Here is a 24134-nt window from a genome sequence, read left to right as displayed (position 1 = left end):
TCAATCCACGAATTCGGGTTTCTGCTTACTCATATGGGCCGCAATGGCCACGCGCAGGTCATTGGATTGCAACATAGCCGAGTTCCAGGTGGCAACGTATTCCAGGCCGTCATTGACTGTGTGGTCACGCATGTAGCTGATCATGGCCTTGGTGCCGGTCACGGCAATCGGCGACTTGGCGGCGATTTGATGGGCCAGGTCCATGACACCCGCCAGCAGGCTTTCATGATCGGCAAACACGCGATTGACCAGGCCGATGCTGCGCGCTTCTTCAGCGCCGAACTGACGGCCGGTGTAGGCCAGTTCACGCAGCATCCCGTCGCCAATAATGCGCGGCAGGCGTTGCAAGGTGCCGACGTCGGCGGCCATGCCGATGTCGATTTCCTTGATCGAGAATTGCGCGTCCTCGGCTGCATAGCGCATGTCGCACGCGCTGATCAGGTCGATGGCGCCGCCAATGCAGTAGCCCTGGATCGCCGCCAGCACGGGCTTGCGGCAAGTGTCCACGGCGTTGAACGAAGCTTGCAGCTCGAGAATCTTGCGGCGCAGCAGGCGCGCATTGCGACCCACGTCCTTGCCAAAATCATTGGCGATCGAGGCCAGCATCATCAGGTCGATGCCCGAGGAAAAATGCTTGCCCGCGCCGCTGAGCACCACGGCACGCACGGCATCGGTCTCGTCGACCCATTGGAAGATGTCGATGATTTCGGTCCAGAACGCCGCGTTCATGGCGTTGATCTTTTCCGGGCGATTGATCTGCACATGGGCAACGTTGCCACTGAGCTCGACAACGAAGGCTTGGTATTCGGACATGGCAGTGATCCCTGACTGGCGATTGAGAAAGGCCAGACTATATCAAGGGTGCGCCACGGCGCATCGGCCAAAAACGGGACTGGCCACGGTGAGGGAAAAGACGCTGGATAAAACCCGATGCACAGGCCATCCTTTGCGCTTTAAGCCGCGCTGTGCGCGGCGCTCGACGTTTTAAGGAAATGCCATGCACGCCCAACCCCTCGCTCCCACCGATTTCGAATTCATTGACGCCACCTTGCTCAAATACGGCGAAGACCACTCGGTGCTGAACATGGCCGAACTCGAAGGTTATTTCACCGCCCTGGTTTCCAGCCCGGCCAAGGTGGATGTGGCCGAGTGGTTCCCGGCAATCTGGGGTGGGCAAAACCCTGAATGGGACAACATGGACGAGGCCCAGGCTTTTCTTGAGCTGTGTGTACGCCATATGAATACCCTGGCCGCACAATTGGCCACTGACTCCCAGGCATTCAAAGCCCGTTTCGATGAAACCGAACATCAAGGCCAGGCGGTGACCCTTGCCGAGGAATGGTGCTTTGGTTATGTGCGCGGCGTGACAATCGCCAACTGGCCGCCATTGCCCGCTGTACAAGCCGGGCAACTGGAGCGGATTTCCTGCTGCGCCGAACAGGACAATTTCGAACTGCCGGCAGACCTGGATGTAAACGCCCATCAACTGCAGGTCAGCGAAATCGAACCGGCTGCACGGGCGCTGCATGACTACTGGTTGAGCCAGCGCTAAGGCAGTAGGAGCGAGCTTGCTCGCGAAAAACTTCCAGGCGCCGCGTTCATTCAGGAAGCACGCTTATCGTTGACGTTTTCGCGAGCAAGCTCGCTCCTACATTCGGGCCGCAGCGCATGCCAATAAAATACGCAGATCACCCACTCACTCGACAAGCATGGCGTGTTTGCCTGATGATTCGGGTCCGCACGTCGGCCACTCCACGCCACCTCGCCTTGACCAGGAGCCTTGTACCTTGAGTTCGCAGAAAACCGTGACCGTTACACCGCCCAACTTCCCCCTCACTGGCAAGGTCGCGCCCCCCGGCTCCAAATCCATTACCAACCGTGCGCTGTTGCTCGCGGCACTGGCCAAGGGCACCAGCCGTTTGAGCGGCGCGCTCAAAAGCGATGACACACGCCACATGTCGGTAGCCCTGCGGCAGATGGGCGTCACCATCGACGAGCCGGACGACACCACCTTTGTCGTCACCAGCCAAGGCTCGCTGCAATTGCCGGCCCAGCCGTTGTTCCTCGGCAACGCCGGCACCGCCATGCGCTTTCTCACGGCTGCCGTCGCCACCGTGCAAGGCACCGTGGTACTGGACGGTGACGAGTACATGCAAAAACGCCCGATCGGCCCGCTGCTGGCCACCCTGGGCCAGAACGGCATCCAGGTCGACAGCCCCACCGGTTGCCCACCGGTAACGGTGCATGGCGCGGGCAAGGTCCAGGCCAGGCGTTTTGAGATTGACGGAGGCTTGTCCAGCCAGTACGTATCAGCCCTGCTGATGCTGGCGGCGTGCGGCGAAGCGCCGATTGAAGTGGCACTGACCGGCAAGGACATTGGCGCCCGTGGCTATGTGGACCTGACGCTCGATTGCATGCGTGCGTTCGGTGCCCAGGTCGACGCCGTGGACGACACCACCTGGCGCGTGGCCCCCACCGGCTATACCGCCCATGATTACCTGATCGAACCCGACGCTTCCGCCGCCACTTACCTGTGGGCCGCAGAAGTACTGACCGGTGGCCGTATCGATATTGGTGTAGCCGCGCAGGACTTCACCCAGCCCGACGCCAAGGCACAGGCCGTGATCGCGCAATTCCCGAACATGCAGGCCACGGTGGTGGGTTCACAAATGCAGGATGCGATCCCGACCCTGGCGGTGCTCGCCGCATTCAACAATACCCCGGTGCGCTTCACTGAACTGGCGAACCTGCGCGTCAAGGAATGTGACCGCGTGCAGGCGCTGCACGATGGCCTCAACGAAATTCGCCCGGGCCTGGCGACCATCGAAGGTGATGACCTGCTGGTTGCCAGCGACCCCGCTTTGGCTGGCACCGCCTGCACCGCACTGATCGATACCCACGCCGACCATCGCATCGCCATGTGCTTTGCCCTGGCCGGGCTGAAAGTCTCGGGCATTCGCATCCAAGACCCTGATTGCGTAGCCAAGACCTACCCTGACTACTGGAAAGCGCTGGCCGGCCTGGGCGTTCACTTAAGCTACTGACACACAAACCTGTAGGAGCGAGCTTGCTCGCGAAAAACGTTAACCAAAACGCGTGTTTGCTGAATGAATGCGGCGCCTGTGAGTTTTTCGCGAGCAAGCTCGCTCCTACAACTGAACCTTGCCGGGAGCGTCAATGACCCTTCGCCAACCCTGCCCACCCGGCGCCTGTGTCTGCAACCGTGAACAACTGCTGGAAGCTCCCGGCGCTGATCTGCGCATTCTGCAACTGACGCGACAGCAGGAAAAAATCCTGCTGGAGCGCCTGGAAAATCTCAAGAGCCTGCAAGACCTCGAACACCTGCAACAGCGGATGTACGACCAACTCGGCATCCGCGTACACATCGCGCCCGGGCATACCGAGGTCAAGAGCATGCGCGGGATCCAGATCGTCATCGACGAACTGCCGGGCATGTGCCGCAAGACCCGCCAGTCGATCCCCGCCTCCATTCGCCGTGGCCTGGAGAAAAACCCAGAGATTGCCTACCGCTTGCTCGACGCCCACGACCTGTTTCGCGACGCTTGAATTATCCCGCGACGGCCTCACGCTCAAACAACCCCTGCCCCACGGTCCGGGCCTTGTGCAAATGCGCCTGGGCCGTGCCACTTTCCGAGTCCAACAACAACTCGGAAGTGAGTACCCGCGCCCCGCAATAATCAAAGATGCCGTAGTCGATCTGGGTATTCATGGCCTTGGCATAACCGTGTCGATCGAAGGCGCTTTCGTCAGCCGCCCCCAGGGCCAGCACATGCACGTGCAAATGCCTGAGTTTCTTCTGCACCGGTGTATCGGGGCCGTAATCAATCGCCCAGCCATTGACGAATACGCGGTCGACCCAACCCTTGAGCAACGCCGGCATCGACCACCAGTAGATGGGGAACGCCAGCACCAGCGCGTCGGCGCGGTCTATGCGGGCCTGTTCGGCCTGCACGTCGGCTGGCGGCGTCGCCCGAGTACGGTGCACCCGATGGTCGGCGACGGTGTAGCGTGGATCGAACCCTTCAGCGGCAAGGTCGGCTATTTCAAAGGTGTGGCCAGAGGCGCTCAAGCCCGCGCCCACCTCGGCGGCCACACTGTGGGTGAGAGATTGCGGGTCGTGATGAGCAGCTACGATCAGTGCGTGCATGACTTTGACTCCATTTGAGCTTAATCTACTTTTAGTAAGTTACGTCGAATAAGTTACTTTTGGTATATAAGCATGTCAAGCAGTGAATCCCCTGCCCCACGTCGTCGTTTGTCCCGTGAAGATCGCCTGCGCCAGTTACTCGACGTGGCCTGGCAATTAGTGCGTGACGAAGGCACCGACGCCCTGACTCTGGGCCGCCTGGCCGAGCTGGCGGGCGTCACCAAACCAGTGGTGTACGACCACTTCGCTACACGCGCGGGTTTGCTGGCCGCGCTGTATGCAGACTTCGACGAACGCCAGGACCAGGTGTTTGCCAATGCCATCGCCACCAGCAACGCGACCCTTGAGGAGCGTGCGTGGGTCATCGCGTCGTCGTATGTCGATTGTGTGTTGTTGCAAGGTCGGGAAATACCCGGGGTGATTGCCGCCTTGAGCGGTTCGCCGGAGTTGGAAGCATCCAAGCGCGAATACGAGGCGATCTTTCTCGATAAATGCCGAGACGCGCTGTCGCCCTTCACCCACGGCGGCAGCATCTCTCAGGCCGGCCTGCGCGCCATGCTCGGCGCGGCGGAAGCCCTGTCCCATGCGGCGGCCAATGGCGAGATCAGCCGCGAGGAAGCTCAGCAGGAACTGCTGGAGACTATCCTCGGGATGGTCATGCGCGTCAGGCCGTAGGCAGACGGCCCTGGACGAACAGTTGCGCCTTGCGCGTCAACTGGTCCAGGTGCCGATCACGCTGTTTCTCTGCGTCGACCATGGCGCGCTTGCCGTGTTTTTGCAGCAGGTAGGTGTGGATCTGCCGCACTTCCAGCGAGCTGTAGATTGAGGCCACATCCAACACGCCCATCAACCCATCGGTGCCGTAGTTGCGGGTGTTCATCACGACCTGGGTGCCACGCGCACCGCGTACCTGGAAACCCATGGCTTCGAACACCGCAACCTTCTCTACCGCACAGGCCAGTTCGGCGTGGGGATAACGCGCCAACACTTCGTCCATCATGCTGCGTGCCACACCCTGGCGACGAAAGCCCGCCTGCACCGCCATAAACGCGACGCCACACGCGTGCGGATCATCCTTCACCGGCAGATACAGGCAAAAACCCACCACCGTCTCGTCTTCCATCGCCACGACCAACTCGACGGCGATGCCCTTTTCGCCATTCAACGCCTCAAGGTACAGGTGCACCTCAAACCCGATGGCGTACTGGTAGATGCTGTAGAGCAGATTGCTCGGTGCCAGCGCTACGCTGCTGATATCGGTGAGGTTGTCCACCACCATCTGCAGGATCTGGCTGTTGACCGGTTCGGGGCACGGCGTGGTGTAGCGGGTAAGACTGAACATGCAAATTCCTGGGGTTTCGCGTCAAGGCAGCGGCGATTGTACCTGTTGCGCGCCGATCATGGCCCGCACACCTCGCGCAAACATGCGCGCAGCCAGCGATGGGCCAGGTCGGCGTCCTGCCGCGGGTGCCACAGCATCGCCACGGTAAATGGCGGCAATGTCACCGGCAGCTCAAAGCAGTACAAGCCTCGAGGCGGCACGGTGATATAGCGCTCAGGCACGCTGGCGATCAGGTCGGTATCACGCGCCAGGGCGATGGCCGTGTTGAAACCGGCGACCACGATGCCGACCTGCCGAACCAGACCTTGCGCCTCAAGGGCCTCGTCGATCTGGCCACGGTCCTGCCCACGCCGCGACACGTAGACATGTTGTCCCTGGGCGAAACGCGCTGCGCTAAGAAGGCCGCGGCTCAGAGCATGGCCCTCACGCACCACGCCCACCAGGCGGTCACGGAACAGCGCCTGGGTCAGCACCTCCGGGCTGGCGCCGGCATCGACCACACCGGTTTCCAGGTCGACGACACCGTCGCGCAGCAGCGCACTGTGCTTGTCGCTCTTGTGCACGAAACGCAAGCGCACCCCTGGGGCGTCCTGGGCGATACGCGCCAGCAAGGCGGGGCCGAAGCGTTCGACGAACTCCTCGCTGGTGCGCAGGGTGAAGGTGCGCACCACCTCACCCAAGTCCAGGGTGTTTGCCGGGCGCAATACCGCATGGGCGTCCTGCACCAATTGGCTGACCTGTTCACGCAATTGCAACGCCCGGGGCGTCGGTACCAGGCCGCGCCCGGCACGTACCAGCAGCGGATCGCCAGTGGCTGCACGCAAACGCGCCAGGGCCCGGCTCATGGCCGAAGGGCTCAGGCGCAGGCGCTGGGCGGCGCGAGCGACGCTGCCTTCGGCAAGCAACACGTCCAGGGTGATGAGTAAATTGAGGTCGGGCATGCGGGCTCCTTATCAGGCGTTGGATGCAGCTATAACCTGCAACCCATGCGTCTTCCGCCATCTTAGGCGACGCCGTAGATTTGCGACAGGTGCATTCACTCAAGGAAACGCGCATGCAAACCTCCACACGCGGCGGCCTGATGGCCTTGTCGCTGTCCATGTTGCTGGCCGCCCTGGGCACCAGCATCGCGAATGTCGGCCTGCCCAGCCTGGCGCACGCCTTCGGGGCATCGTTTCAGGCCGTGCAGTGGGTGGTGCTCGCCTACCTGCTGGCCATCACCGCCGTGATTGTCAGCGCCGGGCACCTGGGTGACCGTCTGGGGCGCCGGCGCTTGCTGCTGGCCGGGTTGCTGGTGTTTGCCCTGGCCTGCGCCGGGTGTGCCGCCGCGCCAACCCTGTCCTGGCTGATCGGCGCACGGGCATTCCAGGGCCTGGGCGCGGCGATCATGATGGCGATGACCCTGGGCATGGTCGGTGACACCGTCACGAAAGCGAATACCGGCCGAGTCATGGGCCTGCTCGGCACTATGTCGGCACTCGGCACGGCCATGGGGCCGAGTGTCGGCGGAGTATTGCTCAGCCTGTGGAGCTGGCGCGCGCTGTTTCTGATCGGCCTGCCCTTGGCGGGTGTGGCTGCCGCCCTCGCCTACCGTTATTTGCCGGCGGATGCTAACGCCCGCGAAGCTTCGCCAGGCGATACACTCTGGGCGCCCCTGCGCGATGCGCCGTTGCGCGCCGGCCTGGTCATGAGTGTTCTGGTGTCGGCGGTGATCATGGCCACGTTTGTGGTGGGCCCGTTCTACCTGTCCCGTGGCCTGGGCCTCGATCCCGCCTGGATGGGCTTGGCCATGGCCGTCGGGCCAACGGTCGCGGCGGTTACCGGTGTACCGGCGGGTTACCTGACCGATCGCCTCGGCAGCCAACGCCTGACCCTCGTGGGGCTGAGCGTGATGCTGTGCGGGGCCCTGTTGCTGTCGCAGGCGTCCGGGCTTGGCGTTTATCTCGCGGCACTGATCGTGTTGACGGCCGGCTACAGCCTGTTCCAGGCGGCCAACAACACGGCGGTAATGAGCGATATACAGGCGACACGCCGAGGCACGGTGTCCGGCCTGCTGAATCTGTCGCGCAACCTGGGCCTGATTTTCGGCGCCTCAGCCCTCGGCGCGGTGTTCGCCCGCGCCACCCCGGATGTCAGCCATGCCGCGCCCCAGGCGGTGGAAGTCGGCTTGCACGCGACCTTCGCCATGGCGGTAGGTTTGATACTGCTGGCCATTTTGGTGAAGGTCTTGGTCTGGCGCGATCAGGGCGCGAAACACTCGGCATTCAAGAACTGAGCAAAAAAGTTCGGACCAACGGGTGCATGGATGCACCTGGATCGCGCATCATGGGCACTTTCAAGCTCAAGGGTAACGTCCATGCGCGTTCTGTCATTGATGATGGGTCTTACGACGCTGGCCGCCACTACGGTGTTCTGCGCCAGCGCGATGGCGAATAAAGAAAGTCAGTTAGTCCAACAGATCAACCAATACCGCAGCCAGGTGCAACGCTGCGGTGACCAGGGTTCCCAGGAGCTGCCGCCGCTGACCAGCGATACACGGCTGGTGTTGCCGGCCTCCAATGTCGGCGATTTGCAGCAGTCGCTGGCGCGCGCTGCGTACCCGATGGTGAATGTGCAGGCCATTAGCCTGTCCGGGCCCAAGGATGCCGAGGCCGCGATGAAAGCGGTGCGCGAGAGCTTCTGCCGCGTAGTGCTCGATCCGCAATTTGTCGACATTGGGGTCAGCAACAGCGGCCAGGACTGGCGCATCGTGCTGGCTCGCCCGTTGGTGACCAGCGGCCTGGGCGATTGGCAGACCGAAGGCAGAAAACTGCTTGACCTGATCAACACCGCCCGTGCCGAGCCGCGCCAGTGTGGCAGCCAGGCGTTCACCGCCACGGCGCCCCTGTCGTGGAATGACACCCTGGCCGGCGCAGCCAACAGCCATACCCGCAACATGGCCAACGGCAATTTCTTCGACCACCTGGACCCCGACGGCCGTACGCCCGGCGACCGCGCCGAGTTGGCGGGGTATATCGCGAAGAATATTGGTGAAAACATCGCCGCCGGCCTCGACACGCCGCGCAAGGTCGTCGACGGTTGGCTCGCCAGCCCCGGCCACTGCGCCAACCTGATGAACCCGCAATTTCGCGAATTGGGTGCCGCCTACGCCATGGACCCCAAGAGTGACGCGGGCATCTATTGGACGGGCTTATTCGGCACGCAATAAGGTTGAGCGCCGGCCCAACCCGGCCAATAATGACGGCGTGCAAATAGACAATGAAATCAAAGTGCTATCAGGGAGATAATTGCGCTGAACTGAATGCGGTCATTCCGGTCTGTTGCTAGTCGGCCTGACTCTTCAAAGCTAAACAATACGTAGCAAGCAAGGTGTGAACCCCATGATGAATTGGCTGCAAGGCAGCAGCGAAATGGCAGAGCGGGTTCGTCAGCACGATTGGGCCAATACGCCCCTGGGGCCACTTGAACACTGGCCCGATGTGTTGAAGACAACCGTTGCGCTGTGCTTCGCGTCGAGTTTCCCCCAGGCCATCGTCTGGGGGCCTCAGTTGATTACCCTCTACAACGACGCGTTCACGCCGATCCTGGGTAGCAAACCCGACGCCTTGGGCCGCCCGTTCAACGAGATCTGGCACGAGGTGTGGGACGATATCAGCCCTATCGCCGACGCCGCGTTCGGTGGGCACGCCACCTATATCGAAAACTTCCCGCTGTTGATCCAACGCAACGAAGCGCCGGAACAAGCCTATTTCACCTTTTGCTACAGCCCGATTCGCAATGCCCAAGGCGTGGTGGTCGGTTTGCTCGACACGGTGACCGAAACAACCGCCACGGTATTCCTGGCCCGTCGCCTGGCAGTGTTGGACGCCATCGGCAACAGCGTGGTCAATGCCACCGACGCCGAAACCATCCTGACGTCTACGACTCGCCTGCTGGCCGAACATCTGCAGGTGTCCATCTGTGCCTACGCCGACATGGACGAGGATGAAGATGGCTTTACCATTCGCGGCGACTGGTCGGCGCATGGCTCGCCGAGCATCATCGGGCATTACAGCCTCGCGGCGTTCGGGGAATGCGCGGTCAACTGCCTGCGTGCCGGCGAGCCACTGGTGATACGCAATAATCTGATCGAGTTGCCGCCCCATGACGCCGCGAGCTTCCAGGCACTGGGGGTGACAGCCACTATTTGCATGCCGTTGATCAAAGACGGGCGGCTCACCGCGCTGATGGCCGTGCACGACAAACTGCCGCGCTTTTGGTCTTCCTATGACATGGCGCTGGTGGGCGAAGTCACCGAGCGTTCCTGGGCGCATATCGAGCGCGTACGCGCCGATGCCGCCGTGCGCGAGGGCCTGGCCGCCTATACAGAGCTCAATGCCAGCCTGGAACAGCGCGTGAATGAGCGTACCCATGCGTTGGCCGAGGCCGAAGCCGCACTGCGCCAGTCACAGAAGCTGGAGGCCATCGGCCAACTGACCGGCGGCGTCGCCCATGACTTCAACAACCTGCTGACCATTATTCGCTCGTCGGTGGATTTCCTGCGCCAGCCCGGCCTGTCCGAGGAGCGTCGGCAACGCTACATGTGCGCGGTGTCCGACACCGTCGAGCGGGCCAGCAAGCTCACCAGCCAACTGCTCGCCTTTGCCCGGCGCCAACCACTGAACCCGCAGGTGTTCGATGTCGGCCAGCGCGTGCAAAATATCGGCGAGATGCTCGAGAGCGTTACCGGTGCACGCATTCATGTGCAGGTTAAATTGCCCGATCAGCCCTGCTATGCGCGCATCGACCCCAGCCAGTTCGAAACCGCACTGATCAACATCGCCCTCAACGCCCGCGATGCGATGGACGGCCAGGGTACCCTGACCCTCAAAGTCGCCAGCGAGCAAACGCTGCCACGTATTCGTGGGGATGCCGAGTCGTGCATGCCCTACATCACCATTTCCCTGGCCGACACCGGCAGCGGGATTCCCAGCGACACCTTCGAGCGCATCTTCGAACCGTTCTTCACCACCAAGGCCGTGGGCAAAGGCACCGGCCTGGGCCTGTCGCAGGTATTCGGCTTTGCCAAGCAGTCAGGCGGCAATATCGATGTGGCCAGCACCCTCGGCCAAGGCACGGTGTTTACCTTGTATCTGCCGCAAGTCGAAGGCGAAGCGGCGCCGGATCAAGACACCCCTGCAGATCTGCCAGCGCCGCAGGAGGCTGCTCATCAACATGTGCTGATCGTTGAGGACAACTTAGAGGTGGGACGCTTCGCCAGCCAGATCCTCAAGGACCTGGGTTACCAGGCCACCTGGGCGACCAATGCCGAACAGGCGCTGAACCTCGCTGGCAATGACGTCCAGGGGTTCGACGCGATTTTCTCCGACGTGGTGATGCCCGGCATGACCGGCGTGGCCATGGCCAGGTTGCTGCGCCAGCGCCGCCCCGACCTGCCCGTGGTACTCGTCTCTGGCTACAGTGAGGAACTGGCAGACAGCGGCTACGAAGGCTTTGAGTTCCTCGCCAAGCCCTACTCCGCCGACCAAGTTGCGCGGGTGCTGGCAAAGGCGATGTGCAAGGATCAGTCGACGACCGCTACCTGATTGCGACCCGATGCCTTGGCCTGGTACAGGGCCTTGTCGGCGCTGTTCATCAAGGCGTTCAAATCCAGAGGCTGAGTGCAGGTCGATGCTACGCCCAGGCTTGCGCTCACCCCTTGTACCGGGTCGGCGGGCAAATCATGAATCGTCTGGATCAACTCCTCAGCGATGCTGCGTGCAGTCTCCAACGAAGTATTGGGCAGCAACACCGCAAACTCTTCGCCCCCCAGGCGACCGTAGATATCGGTCTGGCGAAAGGACGCACTGATCACCGCGCCAATCTGGCGCAACACCTGGTCGCCGGCCTGGTGGCCGTAGGTGTCATTGATGGCTTTGAAGTGGTCCATGTCCATCATCAATGCACACAGCGGCTGCTGCTCGCGAAGGCACTGGGCATACAGCAATTGGGCCTGTTCGTAGAACGCCCGACGGTTCATCAGCCCGGTTAACTCATCGGTCTGGGCGGCACGGGTGGAAATATGATGAGCGCGCTCCATTTGCCTCGTCAGACGGAAGGCTTTTTCCAGGGCATCGGACAGCTTGCGCGTCGCACCGACCACAAACGAAGCAAACACCAGCACCGCCAGCGCCACGCCAACCTGCATCGGCGAAGGCTGAAACAGCATCCATACCGTGCAGGGAAGCAACACCAGCGCCATCGAGCCCAGCGTCATGTAGCGATAAGCTGAATAACAGGACACCGCGCTGACCGACATGCCCACGGTAAACAGCATCACCAGCACCTGGGACAAGCGGTCATCGACCGGCATCACCGCCAGCGCCCCGCCGCCCCAGATACCCGCCGACAGCATCAGCGTGACCCAGTAGTGGCGCTCCCAACGTGCGGGTGTGCGCCCCGCGTCAGGGCAGCGAAACCATTGCACAAACAGATGCAGGCGCACCAATGACGAGCCCGCCAGCAGTACCAGCCACACCAGGATGACCTGCTGATCGAAGCGATCCCAGCACAGCCAGCAGAGCATGACGGCGCCCAGGTAGCTGCCGAAGATCGCCGAGAATGATTGACGAAAGAGCTGGTGCAAACGGTCGGTTCGCACCTGCTCTTCGATGAGGTGACCCTGATCTTGCCCGAGGCTATGCATGGGGTTGGCCTGTTTGACCGGCGACGGCAAAGGCGCCATTGTGGCACCTTGCCAGCAAGCCGAACAGCGGCATACGCTGCGCTAGAGCGTTTCAGGCTCTTGAGGTCGCAAAATGAGCACGCCCAGGGGCGGCAGGTTCAACGACAGCGACACCGGTTGCCCATGGCGCGGCTCATCCTGGGTAAACACGGCCCCGCCATTCCCGTAATTGGAGCCCGCGTAGGTATCGGCATCACTGTTGATCACCTCACTCCACCGCCCGCCAAACGGCACACCGACTGCGTAGCCTTCACGGGGCACCGGGGTGAAGTTGGCAACCACCAACACCGGCTTGCCGTCCTTGCTCCAGCGCAGCCAGGCGTAGACGCTATTGATCGCGTCATCACCGATCAGCCATTGGAAGCCCTGGGGCGCATCGTCCTGTTCGTGCAGCGCCGGCTCTTCGCGGTACAGGCGGTTCAAATCGCCTACCAGCTTCTGCACCCCACGGTGCTCGGGGTACTGCAGTAAATACCAATCCAGTTGCTGATCGTGGTTCCACTCGCGCCATTGGCCAAATTCGCAGCCCATGAACAGCAACTTCTTGCCGGGGTGCATCCACATGAAACTGAGGTAGGCGCGCAGGTTGGCAAATTTCTGCCAGCGGTCGCCGGGCATCTTGTCGATCAGCGAGTGCTTGCCGTGCACCACCTCATCATGGGAAATCGGCAGGATAAAGCGCTCCGACCAGGCGTACACCAGCCCGAAACTCAGCTCGTTGTGATGATGGGCGCGGTACACCGGGTCTTGCTGGATGTAATGCAGGGAGTCGTGCATCCAGCCCATGTTCCATTTGTAATTGAACCCCAGGCCACCCTGTTGGGTAGGCTGGCTGACGCCGGGCCAGGCCGTGGACTCTTCGGCAATCACCAAGGCGCCCGGGGCTTCAAGGGCAACCACGTCATTCAGGTGCCGCAGGAAGTCGATGGCTTCCAGGTTCTCGCGACCGCCATGGCGGTTGGGCACCCATTCACCGGCCTTGCGCGAATAATCGCGATACAGCATGGAGGCCACTGCGTCCACGCGCAGGCCATCGACGTGGAAATGCTTGAGCCAGTGCAAGGCCGACGCGAGCATGAAACCGTGGACCTCGGTGCGGCCCAGGTTGTAGATCAGCGTGTCCCAGTCCTGGTGAAAGCCTTCCAGGGGGTTGGCGTATTCGTACAGCGCGGTACCGTCAAATTGCGCCAGGCCGTGGGTATCGGTGGGGAAATGCGCGGGTACCCAATCAAGGATCACGCCGATATCGGCCTGATGGCAGGCATTAACGAACCAGGCAAAGTCTTCCGGCGAGCCAAAGCGAGCACTGGGGGCAAACTGGGATAACGCCTGATAGCCCCAGGAGCCACCAAAGGGGTGTTCCATGATCGGCATCAGCTCGATATGGGTGAAGCCCAATTGTTGAACGTAAGGAATCAGCCGCTCAGCCAGTTCGCGCCAGCCATATTGACGGGCCACTTCACCGGCCTCGTCCAGCTCGCACTGCCAGGACCCCACATGCAGCTCGTAGATCGACAACGGCGCGGTGGTTTTCTGCTTGTCTCCCCGCGATTGCATCCACTCATGGTCCTGCCAATCCACTTGCAAAGGTGCGGCGACCTTCGAGGCGGTGTCCGGCGGCAGTTGGGTGACCAGCGCCACAGGGTCGGCCTTGAGCGGCAAAATGCCGTGGGCACCGAGAATTTCATACTTGTAGGCCGCGCCCGGCTGCAGGCGTGGGATGAAGATTTCCCACACGCCCGATGGATGGCGCAGGCGCATCGGGTGGCGGCGCCCGTCCCAGATATTGAAGTCTCCCACCACCGAAACCCGCCGTGCGTTCGGCGCCCAGACGGCAAAGCGCACGCCTTGCACGCCGTCGACGCTGACCACCTGAGCCCCCAGGCAGTTGCCCAGGTCACGGTGATTGCCTTCGGCAAAGAGGTACAGGTCCATTTCCCCCAGCAGCAATTGGCTGAAGCTGTAGGGATCTTCGGTGATCTGCTCACCGCCGGCCCACTGGATTTTAAGCAGGTAGAGCTGGCGAGTGCTGAAGTGCCCGACAAACAGGCCCGGCACCTGGGTGGCGTCGAGGCTGCCAACCGGTTCGCCCGTGTCACGCGTCAGTACTTGGACACTCAGGGCCTCCGGCAGGAACGCGCGGATAAACTGGCCGCCCTGCTCGTCATCATGGGGCCCCAGGACCGAAAAAGGATCGGGGTGCTCGGCGCGCACCAGCGCATCGACGTCCGTGGACGCCGGCAATGCAGTCAACTTGGGCTGCAGCGGTTCTCTCTGTGTAAAACTCATGACGTCTCCCCACCGCGTACAGGTTTAGATATAGGTGTCAGCCCGCTCAGCAAGCCGTGCAGCCCTTGCAGGGGCACCGGCAGCCAGGTCGGGCGGTTTTCTGCTTCGTAGGCCACTTCGTACGCGGCCTTTTCCAGGCTGAACAAGGTCAGCGCTGCGTCTTGGCCGTTGGCATCCTGCCAGTCATGCGCCAGTGTAGACGCAGCGGCCTGGTAAGCCTGGGTAAATGCTACGCGGGCTTCATTCAGGTAGCGGTCGGTCACGCGTTTACGCGCAGCGTTCGCTTCTGGCGTGTGATCCACACCCTGCACATTCAGCGCCATCGCCGCGGCATAATCGAAGGAACGCAGCACACCGCTCACATCTTTATAAGGGCTGTGTTTGCCGCGCCGCTCATGCAGCGGCCGCGCCGGTTCGCCCTCGAAGTCGATCAAGTAGGCATCACCCTTGACCACCAATACCTGGCCCAGGTGCAAGTCACCGTGGACGCGAATGCGCAACCCGCCCGCCGTGGCTTTGGCCAACGCCTGGACATGCGCCGCGATGGCTTTTTTCTGCGCCAGTAATTCACTGACCAACGCCTGGTCGGCGGGGTTCAACTGGCTTTGATTAAGCTTGAGCAACTGCAAGGCGCGGTCGATCTGGGCGCCGACATCCTTGGCCCAGGCTTGGGTGTCTTTGGCTGTGGTGGGTTCGGGTTTGAAAGCCTTGTCGGCGGTTGGCGCACCCAACACCAGGTGCATTTCACCCAGGCGCTGACCGAGCAAGCCGGCAAAATCCGCCAGTTCGCCGAGGGCGTTGTAGTGTTGTTCCTGTTCAGAGATCGCGTCGGCCAGCTCATCGCGGATCGCGCGCTCCAGGTTGTTCTGGGTCCAGCTCCAGGCATCGCCCTGATTGCTCAGGTAACCCTGGGCAATCATCAGCAGGTTGTCCTGCCCCTGCCCGTCGCGGCGGCTCATAAAGCCCAACAGCGGCGAGATATTCGGGTAGCCGGCGGCGGTCAGGTAGGCACTCATTTCCAGCTCCGGGTGCACACCGGCGCTGACTTTACGAATCAGCTTGAGCACCAGGCTGTCACCGACCACCACCGAGCTGTTGGACTGCTCGGCAGACAAATAACGCACCGGCGATTCACGGGTCAGTTGCAGTGCGGCCAAGTGCTCAGTCGCCTCGAACCGCAGATCGCCGTCAGGGGTATTGAGCACGGTGCCGGCCTGCATGGCCTGGATCACCTCAAGGATAAAATGCTCAAGGCTGAAGGCATCGGTCACCAAACCTACCTGGCGGGTGCGTCGTACTCGGGCCAACGCCAATTGCTGGGGCAAGGCGCTGGTGAACTGGTCTTCGCCAAGAAAGCCCAAGGGCAGTTGGTAGCGGCTGACCTGGCCAGCACTGGTCACTTCGATCTCGCTGAGCAACACCGGATGCTGCGGGTCGCCAAAACGCACGCCATAAGCGATGTGCACCGTGTCGATTGCCGTATCTTTGCCGGCAAACCAGCGACGCTTGGGCAGCCAGGCGGGCAGTGAAGTCTGTTCCAGGCTGGTGCGGCAAGGTTCTTCCAGTAACTCTTCCATGCGTTTTTTCAGTACCAAAGTGGTGAAGTCGGGCATGCTTTGCGCCGGTTCCACATGCCAGCTGGGCATCTGGTTTTCCGCTGCCAGCACGAACCAATAGAAACCATAGGGCGCCAGGGTCAGCAGGAAATTCAGCTGGCCGATCGGCGGGAAGGCATTACCGCCGAGCATCTCTACCGGCACCATGCCGGCAAAGGCCGACAGATCCAGCTCCGCCGCCTGGGCGCTGCGCGACACATTGGCTACGCACAGGATGATCTCGGTGTGGCCGTCTTCGCCGGTGTATTCACGGGTGTAAGCCAGGATGCGCCTGTTAGTCGGCGAGAGCATCTTCAGGCTGCCACGGCCAAACGCCTTGGACTGCTTGCGCACTGCGAGCATGCGCCGGGTCCAGTTGAGCAATGAGTGCGGGTCTTGGGCTTGGGTCTCGACGTTGACCGACTGGTAACCGTATTGCGGGTCCATGATCGGCGGCAACACCAGGCTGGCCGGGTCGGCACGGGAAAACCCGCCATTGCGGTCGATGGACCATTGCATGGGCGTGCGCACGCCGTCACGGTCGCCCAGGTAGATGTTGTCGCCCATGCCGATTTCATCGCCGTAGTACAGGGTCGGCGTGCCCGGCATCGACAGCAACAGGCTGTTGAGCAATTCCACCCGCCGACGATCCCGCTCCACCAGCGGCGCCAGGCGTCGCCGAATGCCCAGGTTGATACGGGCGCGGCGGTCTGCGGCGTAGTAGTTCCACAGGTAGTCGCGCTCTTTGTCGGTGACCATTTCCAGGGTCAGCTCATCATGGTTGCGCAGGAAAATTGCCCACTGGCAGTTGGCGGGAATCTCCGGGGTCTGGCGCAGAATGTCCGTGATGGGGAAGCGATCTTCCTGGGCCAACGCCATGTACATGCGCGGCATCAGTGGAAAGTGGAACGCCATGTGGCATTCATCGCCGTCATCACCCTTTCTGTCGCCAAAGTACAGCTGCGTGTCTTCGGGCCACTGGTTGGCTTCGGCCAGCAGCATGCGGTCGGGGTAATGGGCGTCGATCTCGGCGCGGATCTGCTTGAGGACGTCGTGGGTTTCCGCCAGGTTTTCGTTGTTGGTGCCGTCCCGTTCGATCAGGTAGGGAATGGCGTCCAGGCGCAGGCCGTCGATTCCCAGGTCGAGCCAATAGCGCATCACCGACAGCACCGCTTTCATGACCTGCGGGTTATCAAAGTTGAGGTCGGGTTGGTGCGAGTAAAAGCGGTGCCAGAAGTACTGGCCGGCCACCGGGTCCCAGGTCCAGTTGGACTTTTCGGTGTCGAGGAAAATAATGCGTGTGCCGTCGTATTTCTGGTCATCATCCGACCACACGTAGAAGTCCCGTGCGGCCGAGCCTGGCTTGGCCTTGCGCGCGCGCTGGAACCAGGGGTGCTGGTCGGAGGTGTGGTTGATCACCAGTTCAGTGATCACGCGCAGCCCGCGTTGGTGGGCTTGGGCAATAAAGCGCTTGGCGTCGGCCATCGTCCCGTAGTCGCTGTGCACGCCGCGGTATTCGGCAATGTCGTAGCCGTCATCACGCCGGGGAGACGGGTAGAACGGCAGCAGCCAGATGGTGTTCACGCCGAGGTCGGCGATGTAGTCGAGCTTGGCGATCAGCCCGGCAAAGTCACCAATGCCGTCGTTGTTGGAGTCGAAATAGGATTTGACGTGAACCTGGTAGATCACCGCGTCTTTGTACCAGAGCGGGTCTTTGATAAAGGTGGCTGCCTTGGGTTTCTTGGCCATTGCAAACTCCTGAAAAGACAAAGTTCTCGAGGATCGTTCCCACGTTCCGCTTAGGAACGCAGCCCCGGACGCTCCGCGTCCCAAGCGCGACGCAGAGCGTCAAGCGAGGCATTCCCACGCAGAGCGTCAAGTGAGGCGTTCCCACGCAGAGCGTGGGAACGAGCACTCAGGATGTGCTGATGCGCCAGATCCCGAACGGCATCTGCGGCTCCAACCGGGTCCATTGGGTCTTGCCGTACCAGGTCCAGCGGTGGCCGTTCATCAAGTCTTCGCCCTGGGTCTGGGCATCGTCGGGCAAGCCCATCTCCCACAGCGGCAATTCAAAGTGGGCTTCCTGGACGTTGTGCGGGTCGAGATTGACGGCGACCAGAATGAAATTGCTGCCGTCTTCGCTGCGCTTGCCGAAATACAGAATGTTGTCGTTCCAGGCGTTGTAGAGCTTGAGCCCCAGGTGCGTGTGTAACGCCGGGTTCTGGCGGCGGATGCGGTTGAGCTGGGCGATCTCGGCGATGATGTTGCCCGGCGCGGTGAAGTCCCGAGGTCGGATTTCGTACTTCTCCGAGTCCAGGTATTCCTCTTTGCCCGGCACCGGCGCGGCTTCGCATAACTCAAAACCCGAATACATTCCCCACAGGCCCGAGCCCATCGTGGCCAGCGCAGCGCGGATCAGGAAGCCTGCGCGACCGGACTCATGCAGGAAACCCGGGTTGATGTCCGGCGTATTGACGAAGAAGTTCGGGCGGTAGCACTCACGCCAGGGCGACTGGTTCAGTTGGCCAAGGTACTCGCTCAGCTCAGCCTTGGTGTTGCGCCAGGTGAAGTAGGTATAGCTCTGGGAATAGCCGACCTTGCCCAGGCGCGCCATCATCGCCGGTGTGGTGAAAGCTTCGGCGAGGAAGATCACCTCCGGGTACTTTGCACGCACGTCGCTGATCAGCCATTGCCAGAACGGCAACGGCTTGGTGTGCGGGTTGTCGACGCGAAAAGTCTTCACGCCCTCTTCCACCCAGCCCACCACGATGTCACGCAGCTCGGTCCACAGGCTGGGGATGGCATCGGCCGCATAGAAATCGACGTTGACGATGTCCTGGTACTTTTTCGGCGGATTTTCCGCGTATTTGATCGTGCCGTCCGGGCGCCAGTTGAACCAACCCGGATGCTGTTTGAGCCACGGGTGGTCCTGGGAGCACTGGATGGCGAAATCCAGGGCGATTTCCAAGCCGTGGTCGGCAGCAGCCTTGACCAACCGGCGGAAATCATCGCGAGTGCCCAACTGAGGGTGAATAGCCTCGTGACCGCCCTCCTCACTGCCAATGGCGTAGGGGCTGCCCGGATCATCAGGGCCGGCGGTGAGTGAGTTGTTCTTGCCCTTGCGGTGGCTACGGCCGATGGGGTGGATCGGCGGGAAATACAGCACGTCGAAGCCCATGTCGTGAATCATCGGCAAGCGTGCGTGCACGTCGTTAAAGGTGCCGTGCCGCGCCGGATCGTCGGTGATCGAGCGGGGAAACAGCTCGTACCAGCTGGCAAATTGTGCGGCTTCACGTTCCACGTCAATCGGGTAGGCGGGGCTGACGCTCAAATAGGCGCGATGGTCGGCCTGGGTCATCAGGTGTGCACTGTCTTCGTGCAGGAACAACGCCACCTGCTCGGTTTCCAACAGGCCGGAAAGCTCATGGTGCAACAGCATCAAGCGGTCACGCAGTTCGTTGTCACTGCGTTCGGCGGCCTGCAGCACCAGGCTACGGCCCTCCTGCAACTCCAGGCTGACGGGCACGCCAGCTTCATGCTTCTTGCGCAGTTCGTAACAGAAGCTGGCAAAGGTATCGATCCAGGCTTCGATGCAGTACTCATGGCGGCCTTGGTGGGCCACGGTAAACGCGCCCTCCCAACCGTTGTTGCCGATATCAAGCATGACTACGCTGTGCCAGCTTTCGTCTCCCAGGGCGCGCCAGCGGATCAACACCGCCAGTTTATCGTGGCCATCGGCGAACACTTTGCTGGTGACATGAACCCGCTGGCCCACCACCGCCTTGACGGCAAACTCCCCGTTGTCGATGACCGGCATGGTGCTTTCGATCGCGATCCTGGGTAGCAGCAGCGCCTGCGACAACGGCAGCACGGAGTCTTCTGGAACCAGTGTTTCGGCAGTCATCGAGCAGCTTCCCCTTACGCCCTTTGGACGCTCTTTGCTTGATACGAATTCAGGTACGGCGACGCTATCCTTGAGCTGGGCCGTTTAAAGTCCGAGCCTGGGCGCTGCCCAAAAGTTCAGGTGGATATACCGCCCCTGGGCGGGAATCATTTCCAGCAGGCAATGGTCCACCAACAGAGCAAAGCACAAATGAGGCCATACCCATGAGTATCCCGATCCCCCCTGAACCCGAAGATCCGAATATCGACGCCCCCCCATTGCCCCCGCCCGAACCGGAACGCGACCCTGAACAGGAGCCGCCTGAAAACCAGCCGCCACCGGTGCAGGAACCGCCCACGACGATGCCGCCGGTTATTGCCTGACTCACAGACACGCAAGCATTTGCCCGTGAAAGTATCGCGGGCAAGCGCTACTGAGCTTTCCTACTTCAATCACCGACAATACCGAGATCCCGCTCTTGATGAACAAGATAGATTCAGTCTCCCGTACGCTGCCTCGCCCCCTTGCCGGCCGCAGACTATCTTGTCCGTTAAGCGAGTACCTTCTATGCGCACCTCACTACTGCCCCCGTTCTCGGATGTTCACGGCATCCAACAGCCGCCAGTCAACGATCATCGGGAAAAACTGAACGATCTGTTCAGGGCCGGCCCAAGCGCAATCATGCGCAGGAAAGAGCCTGACACGCCCGCCTCCGCCCCTTCCAGGGCGCCGCAAACCTTTACCTTGCCCAACCCTGCCGCCTCTGCGGACGTAGAGCCGAAGACGGCCGGTGCCGACGCCACCCAGCTTGCCCAACTTCGTGCGCTGACCAGCCAGCAGAACATTACCAATATGCTGCGCGCGCCCAACTCACACGAGACCTCCGGGCAGGTGACCACGATCCGAAGCCTGTTAAGCAGGGAAAACGTCAAATCCTTGCTGCACGGCCCGGATGCAGACGAAGCGCGCAAACTGATTACCGATGTGAAGGAGCGTTTAGGTCAATCAAGCCTGCAGATGATTCATGACCGATCCTCACATATCGAGGACCCGGGCTTGAGCCTTGAAGAAATTCGCGAGCGCACCTCCACTCTTGATCCCGAGGCAGGTTTCAACTGCGCTATGCAAATCGAGCGTGATCTACGCATTGAGAAGCTTTCTGCCATACAGCGAATGCGGCAAAGTACGCCTCTGGCTTCAGCCCTCTTCGATATCGGCAAAGAGGCGGACCTCGGCAACCCACCCCCTCAACCGGATAATCCACCGCCCCCGGCAGAAAGCCTCAAACACAACAACAAGCTCAGGAATGACAATGGTCAGACCTTCACCTTCCGTAATACCCGTGAATCAAGTTTCGACGCGCCTGAGCAAGTGATGGATTTTGACCACCACAGAGACAAACTCGATGTATCGGCAATTAGAAATCAACTCGGCAACACGCCATTGAAATTGGTAGGAGACTTCTCGGGAGCCAGTAGCGAGGTACAGATTCACTATAGCCCCGCCAACAATACAAGCGTGGTGATGATTTCCGGCAATCCGGGAGAGTCGCCCTTTGTGGTGAAAGCCTTCGGTGAGGTGAGATACGGCAACCTCATCACTTGACCTCCTTCACTCATCCTTCTCCAGCAGCTTGACGATCCGTGGCATCACGCTGAATACCGCCAGGGCCAGCAGCGTACTGAGCACCGCCGTCGATTCACGCCCCATTCCCGCCGCAACCCCAATGGCGGCGGTCATCCACAACCCGGCCGCGGTGGTCAGGCCCTTTACATGCTGGCCCTCTTCGTCTTCCTTGCCCTTGAGGATGGTGCCAGCGCCGAGGAAGCCAATGCCCGCGATGACCCCTTGAACCACACGGCTCATGGCATCCGCCTGGCTGCCGGACATCTGCGGCACCAGCACAAATAGCGCGGCGCCAAGCGCCACCAGCATATGGGTGCGCACTCCGGCCGCCTTGCCCTTGTGTTCACGCTCAAACCCCAGGATGCCGCCGAGGATCGCCGCGATCAGCAGGCGCACGGTCACTTGGGTGAGTTGCCGGGCATCGCCAAGGTCTGCGAATTCGGCTTGCAGGGTTTGCCACGCCAGATGCCACCAGGCCTCCATGGATGCGCTCCTTTTTATTATGGATAGATAAAGGATGGACAGCGCAGACCGCCAGTCAGTTGCCTGGAACCCGTGCGCATGGCGGCCGCCTAACGCTGCATAGCCCACAAAACGGAGATTGTCATGACCGTACGCATCGAAAATCATCTGTGCTACTTCACGCTCGACGACAATGGCCAGGAACAAAGCCTGCCAGCCACCCGGGTGACCATCCTGACCGATCACGACAAAGCCATGTCTTATCTGGAACTGGCAGGTTCGCGCATCTACATCACCGAAGCCGAGGCGGACGCGCTGACGGTTGAAGGCGCAACCGATGGCCGTGAGCATGTAAAGGCGGACCAACCTGGTTCGGTGATTTAATTGATCTGCATCATCAGACCCGCTTAACCCCTGCACCCCTATGCCCATGGGGTGCAGCAGATTGACGCACAAGAACGCTTCAAGCTGATCTGATCCGCTTTTTATCACGCCACCTGAGTCTGTTATGCAAACAGTCTGTCGCCCATAGTTCGTCGGCCTGATGGAGGCTGATGAGCGAATGACCATGAGCGAACGAATCCCAACCGTGGAAACCTTTGAGCCCATTCACCCCAAGAAAGTGAAGGCCAAATCCAGCGACAACCTGATCCATACCCGCAGCTTTACCGGCTTGTTTCGCACCCTGCGAGTGGGCGGTGCCGGCCTGCTGTTCCTGGCTTTTTTCGGCACCGTGTGGCTGAACTGGGGTGGGCGCCAAGCCGTACTGTGGGACCTGGCCGAGAGCAAGTTCCACATTTTTGGTGCGACGTTCTGGCCCCAGGACTTCATCCTGCTCTCGGCGCTGTTGATCATCTGCGCCTTCGGCCTCTTCGCGATCACGGTGTTTGCCGGCCGCGTATGGTGCGGCTACACCTGCCCGCAAAGCTCGTTCACCTGGCTGTTCATGTGGTGCGAGAAGGTGACCGAAGGTGAGCGCAACCAGCGCATCAAACTTCAGGCCGCCCCCTGGAGCCTGAATAAGCTGGCGAGGCGCTCGGCCAAGCACACATTGTGGCTGGGTATCAGTGTGTTGACCGGGCTGACGTTTGTGGGCTACTTCACCCCGATCCGTCCCTTGGCCGCCGAACTGTTGACGTGGCAGATCGGTGGGGTGAGCCTGTTCTGGGTGCTGTTTTTCACGGGCGCTACCTACATCAATGCCGGCTGGCTACGCGAAGCGGTGTGCATGCACATGTGCCCCTATGCACGGTTCCAGAGCGTAATGTTTGATAAGGACACCCTGACCATTTCCTACGACACCACCCGCGGCGAGCATCGTGGCCCGCGTAAACGTGACGTGCAGCCAGCCGAGGTTGGCCTTGGCGATTGCATCGATTGCCAGCTGTGCGTTCAGGTTTGCCCCACGGGCATCGACATCCGCGACGGCCTGCAAATGGAATGCATTGGTTGTGCGGCCTGCATCGACGCCTGTGATTCGATCATGGACAAAATGGGCTATGCCCGTGGCTTGGTCAGTTACACCAGTGAGCATCAATTGCAAGGTGGCAAGACCCACCTGCTCAGGCCGCGCCTGATCGGCTACAGTGCCGTGCTGCTGGTGATGATCGCGGCGTTGGTGGTAGCGCTGATTGAACGGCCGATGGTGTCGCTGGATGTGACCAAAGACCGAGGCATGTTCCGTGAAAACAGCCAGGGCTTGATCGAAAACATCTACAGCCTCAAGGTGATCAACAAGACCCAGCAGCGCCAGGACTACCGCCTGGAACTGGTGGATGCCGAGGGGTTCCAGCTGCAAGGCAAGACCCAGGTCAGTCTGGCTGCCGGGGAAATTGTCGATATACCGGTGTCGGTAGCGTTGCTGGCGGACACACCGGCCAGCAGCTCTCAAACCCTGCGTTTTAAAGTCACTGATGTGGATGAGCCTTGGATTTATACCGCTGCTGACAGCCGCTTCGTTGCGCCCTTGAATCGCTGAACAACGATAGAGATCAACTGTAGGAGCGAGCTTGCTCGCGAAAAACTCACCGTCGCCGCGTTCATTC

General features: G+C 61.0%; 20 protein-coding genes. 11 read left to right on the top strand and 9 right to left on the bottom strand.

The window, feature by feature from the left end; translation table 11 throughout:
* The gene (locus HU730_RS03275; RefSeq protein WP_034127622.1) at positions 1 to 813 is read right to left on the bottom strand and encodes a crotonase/enoyl-CoA hydratase family protein; all 813 of its coding nucleotides are present in this window, start codon (positions 811 to 813) and stop codon (positions 1 to 3) included.
* Between the two features lie 184 nt (positions 814 to 997).
* Between HU730_RS03275 and HU730_RS03270 the strand changes: the two genes are divergently transcribed.
* From HU730_RS03270 to HU730_RS03260, 3 genes are all read left to right on the top strand, one after another.
* Complete coding sequence (locus tag HU730_RS03270) at positions 998 to 1552, top strand: UPF0149 family protein (protein WP_060764628.1); 555 nt, start codon at positions 998 to 1000, stop codon at positions 1550 to 1552.
* Positions 1553 to 1787: 235 nt separating this feature from the next.
* On the top strand, positions 1788 to 3044 hold the full coding sequence (locus tag HU730_RS03265; protein WP_186526799.1) for a 3-phosphoshikimate 1-carboxyvinyltransferase: 1257 nt from the start codon (positions 1788 to 1790) through the stop codon (positions 3042 to 3044).
* A 133-nt stretch (positions 3045 to 3177) separates the two neighbouring features.
* Positions 3178 to 3567 carry a hypothetical protein gene (locus HU730_RS03260; RefSeq protein WP_034127625.1) on the top strand — a complete coding sequence of 130 codons (390 nt, stop codon included), beginning with the start codon at positions 3178 to 3180 and terminating at the stop codon, positions 3565 to 3567.
* Position 3568: 1 nt separating this feature from the next.
* Here the strand turns inward: HU730_RS03260 and HU730_RS03255 are convergent, their stop codons facing one another.
* Positions 3569 to 4168, bottom strand: a complete 600-nt coding sequence (locus HU730_RS03255) for an NAD(P)H-dependent oxidoreductase (protein WP_186526800.1) — start codon at positions 4166 to 4168, stop codon at positions 3569 to 3571.
* A gap of 72 nt (positions 4169 to 4240) precedes the next feature.
* Between HU730_RS03255 and HU730_RS03250 the strand changes: the two genes are divergently transcribed.
* A complete protein-coding gene (locus tag HU730_RS03250; protein WP_186526801.1) occupies positions 4241 to 4843 on the top strand; it encodes a TetR/AcrR family transcriptional regulator in 603 nt (200 codons plus the stop codon).
* Here HU730_RS03250 and HU730_RS03245 read toward each other — a convergent pair.
* Both HU730_RS03245 and HU730_RS03240 read right to left on the bottom strand, forming a co-directional pair.
* The gene (locus tag HU730_RS03245) at positions 4833 to 5510 is read right to left on the bottom strand and encodes a GNAT family N-acetyltransferase (protein WP_186526802.1); all 678 of its coding nucleotides are present in this window, start codon (positions 5508 to 5510) and stop codon (positions 4833 to 4835) included. The two genes, HU730_RS03250 and HU730_RS03245, sit on opposite strands and share 11 nt — an antisense overlap.
* A gap of 56 nt (positions 5511 to 5566) precedes the next feature.
* A complete protein-coding gene (locus HU730_RS03240) occupies positions 5567 to 6451 on the bottom strand; it encodes a LysR family transcriptional regulator (protein WP_060764635.1) in 885 nt (294 codons plus the stop codon).
* Positions 6452 to 6564: 113 nt separating this feature from the next.
* Here HU730_RS03240 and HU730_RS03235 point away from each other — a divergent pair, with 113 nt between their 5' ends.
* The 3 genes from HU730_RS03235 (at position 6565) to HU730_RS03225 (ending at position 11095) form a co-directional block, all read left to right on the top strand.
* Positions 6565 to 7785 (top strand): MFS transporter, encoded by a 1221-nt coding sequence (locus HU730_RS03235; protein WP_096144200.1) that lies wholly within the window; start codon positions 6565 to 6567, stop codon positions 7783 to 7785.
* Between the two features lie 81 nt (positions 7786 to 7866).
* Positions 7867 to 8718, top strand: coding sequence for a CAP domain-containing protein (locus tag HU730_RS03230; protein WP_186526803.1), 852 nt, complete (start codon positions 7867 to 7869; stop codon positions 8716 to 8718).
* A 172-nt stretch (positions 8719 to 8890) separates the two neighbouring features.
* Positions 8891 to 11095: an ATP-binding protein gene (locus HU730_RS03225; protein WP_186526804.1), complete on the top strand. Its 2205-nt coding sequence runs from the start codon at positions 8891 to 8893 to the stop codon at positions 11093 to 11095.
* Here the strand turns inward: HU730_RS03225 and HU730_RS03220 are convergent.
* The 4 genes from HU730_RS03220 to HU730_RS03205 form a co-directional block, all read right to left on the bottom strand.
* Positions 11074 to 12234: a sensor domain-containing diguanylate cyclase gene (locus tag HU730_RS03220; protein WP_034127632.1), complete on the bottom strand. Its 1161-nt coding sequence runs from the start codon at positions 12232 to 12234 to the stop codon at positions 11074 to 11076. The genes HU730_RS03225 and HU730_RS03220 overlap by 22 nt on opposite strands.
* Positions 12235 to 12276: 42 nt before the next feature.
* Positions 12277 to 14523, bottom strand: a complete 2247-nt coding sequence (glgB, locus tag HU730_RS03215; protein ID WP_186526805.1) for a 1,4-alpha-glucan branching protein GlgB — start codon at positions 14521 to 14523, stop codon at positions 12277 to 12279.
* Positions 14520 to 17867: a maltose alpha-D-glucosyltransferase gene (gene treS / locus HU730_RS03210; protein WP_127881363.1), complete on the bottom strand. Its 3348-nt coding sequence runs from the start codon at positions 17865 to 17867 to the stop codon at positions 14520 to 14522. Before treS ends, glgB begins: the two co-directional genes overlap by 4 nt.
* Before the next feature lie 166 nt (positions 17868 to 18033).
* A complete protein-coding gene (locus HU730_RS03205) occupies positions 18034 to 20022 on the bottom strand; it encodes an alpha-1,4-glucan--maltose-1-phosphate maltosyltransferase (protein WP_060764637.1) in 1989 nt (662 codons plus the stop codon).
* Positions 20023 to 20225: 203 nt separating this feature from the next.
* Here HU730_RS03205 and HU730_RS03200 point away from each other — a divergent pair, with 203 nt between their 5' ends.
* Together HU730_RS03200 and HU730_RS03195 are read left to right on the top strand one after the other, a co-directional pair.
* Positions 20226 to 20384 (top strand): hypothetical protein, encoded by a 159-nt coding sequence (locus HU730_RS03200; protein WP_167514236.1) that lies wholly within the window; start codon positions 20226 to 20228, stop codon positions 20382 to 20384.
* A gap of 184 nt (positions 20385 to 20568) precedes the next feature.
* Complete coding sequence (locus HU730_RS03195) at positions 20569 to 21606, top strand: M10 family metallopeptidase C-terminal domain-containing protein (RefSeq protein WP_034127636.1); 1038 nt, start codon at positions 20569 to 20571, stop codon at positions 21604 to 21606.
* 6 nt (positions 21607 to 21612) lie between these two features.
* On the opposite strand, the gene HU730_RS03190 is transcribed toward HU730_RS03195, so the two are convergent.
* Positions 21613 to 22110: an MgtC/SapB family protein gene (locus HU730_RS03190; protein WP_186526806.1), complete on the bottom strand. Its 498-nt coding sequence runs from the start codon at positions 22108 to 22110 to the stop codon at positions 21613 to 21615.
* A gap of 123 nt (positions 22111 to 22233) precedes the next feature.
* On the opposite strand from HU730_RS03190, the gene HU730_RS03185 reads away from it, so the two are divergent.
* Both HU730_RS03185 and ccoG read left to right on the top strand, forming a co-directional pair.
* Entirely contained in the window at positions 22234 to 22473 is a 240-nt protein-coding gene (locus HU730_RS03185; RefSeq protein WP_034127638.1) for a DUF3203 family protein, read from the top strand.
* Positions 22474 to 22657: 184 nt separating this feature from the next.
* Entirely contained in the window at positions 22658 to 24067 is a 1410-nt protein-coding gene (gene ccoG / locus HU730_RS03180) for a cytochrome c oxidase accessory protein CcoG (protein WP_034127668.1), read from the top strand.
* Positions 24068 to 24134 lie beyond the last annotated feature (67 nt).

This window comes from Pseudomonas sp. SWRI22 (assembly GCF_014268395.2).
GTDB classification, from domain to species: domain Bacteria; phylum Pseudomonadota; class Gammaproteobacteria; order Pseudomonadales; family Pseudomonadaceae; genus Aquipseudomonas; species Aquipseudomonas paracarnis.
This window is presented reverse-complemented; position numbering and strand designations above follow the sequence as displayed.

Coding starts and splice junctions, on each gene's coding strand:
- HU730_RS03275 (WP_034127622.1), bottom strand. CDS start 813: ATGTCCGAATACCAAGCCTTCGTTGTCGAGCTCAGTGGCAACGTTGCC.
- HU730_RS03270 (WP_060764628.1), top strand. CDS start 998: ATGCACGCCCAACCCCTCGCTCCCACCGATTTCGAATTCATTGACGCC.
- HU730_RS03260 (WP_034127625.1), top strand. CDS start 3,178: ATGACCCTTCGCCAACCCTGCCCACCCGGCGCCTGTGTCTGCAACCGT.
- HU730_RS03255 (WP_186526800.1), bottom strand. CDS start 4,168: ATGCACGCACTGATCGTAGCTGCTCATCACGACCCGCAATCTCTCACC.
- HU730_RS03250 (WP_186526801.1), top strand. CDS start 4,241: ATGTCAAGCAGTGAATCCCCTGCCCCACGTCGTCGTTTGTCCCGTGAA.
- HU730_RS03245 (WP_186526802.1), bottom strand. CDS start 5,510: ATGTTCAGTCTTACCCGCTACACCACGCCGTGCCCCGAACCGGTCAAC.
- HU730_RS03240 (WP_060764635.1), bottom strand. CDS start 6,451: ATGCCCGACCTCAATTTACTCATCACCCTGGACGTGTTGCTTGCCGAA.
- HU730_RS03235 (WP_096144200.1), top strand. CDS start 6,565: ATGCAAACCTCCACACGCGGCGGCCTGATGGCCTTGTCGCTGTCCATG.
- HU730_RS03230 (WP_186526803.1), top strand. CDS start 7,867: ATGCGCGTTCTGTCATTGATGATGGGTCTTACGACGCTGGCCGCCACT.
- HU730_RS03225 (WP_186526804.1), top strand. CDS start 8,891: ATGATGAATTGGCTGCAAGGCAGCAGCGAAATGGCAGAGCGGGTTCGT.
- HU730_RS03220 (WP_034127632.1), bottom strand. CDS start 12,234: ATGGCGCCTTTGCCGTCGCCGGTCAAACAGGCCAACCCCATGCATAGC.
- glgB (WP_186526805.1), bottom strand. CDS start 14,523: ATGAGTTTTACACAGAGAGAACCGCTGCAGCCCAAGTTGACTGCATTG.
- treS (WP_127881363.1), bottom strand. CDS start 17,867: ATGGCCAAGAAACCCAAGGCAGCCACCTTTATCAAAGACCCGCTCTGG.
- HU730_RS03205 (WP_060764637.1), bottom strand. CDS start 20,022: ATGACTGCCGAAACACTGGTTCCAGAAGACTCCGTGCTGCCGTTGTCG.
- HU730_RS03200 (WP_167514236.1), top strand. CDS start 20,226: ATGAGTATCCCGATCCCCCCTGAACCCGAAGATCCGAATATCGACGCC.
- HU730_RS03195 (WP_034127636.1), top strand. CDS start 20,569: ATGCGCACCTCACTACTGCCCCCGTTCTCGGATGTTCACGGCATCCAA.
- HU730_RS03190 (WP_186526806.1), bottom strand. CDS start 22,110: ATGGAGGCCTGGTGGCATCTGGCGTGGCAAACCCTGCAAGCCGAATTC.
- HU730_RS03185 (WP_034127638.1), top strand. CDS start 22,234: ATGACCGTACGCATCGAAAATCATCTGTGCTACTTCACGCTCGACGAC.
- ccoG (WP_034127668.1), top strand. CDS start 22,658: ATGAGCGAACGAATCCCAACCGTGGAAACCTTTGAGCCCATTCACCCC.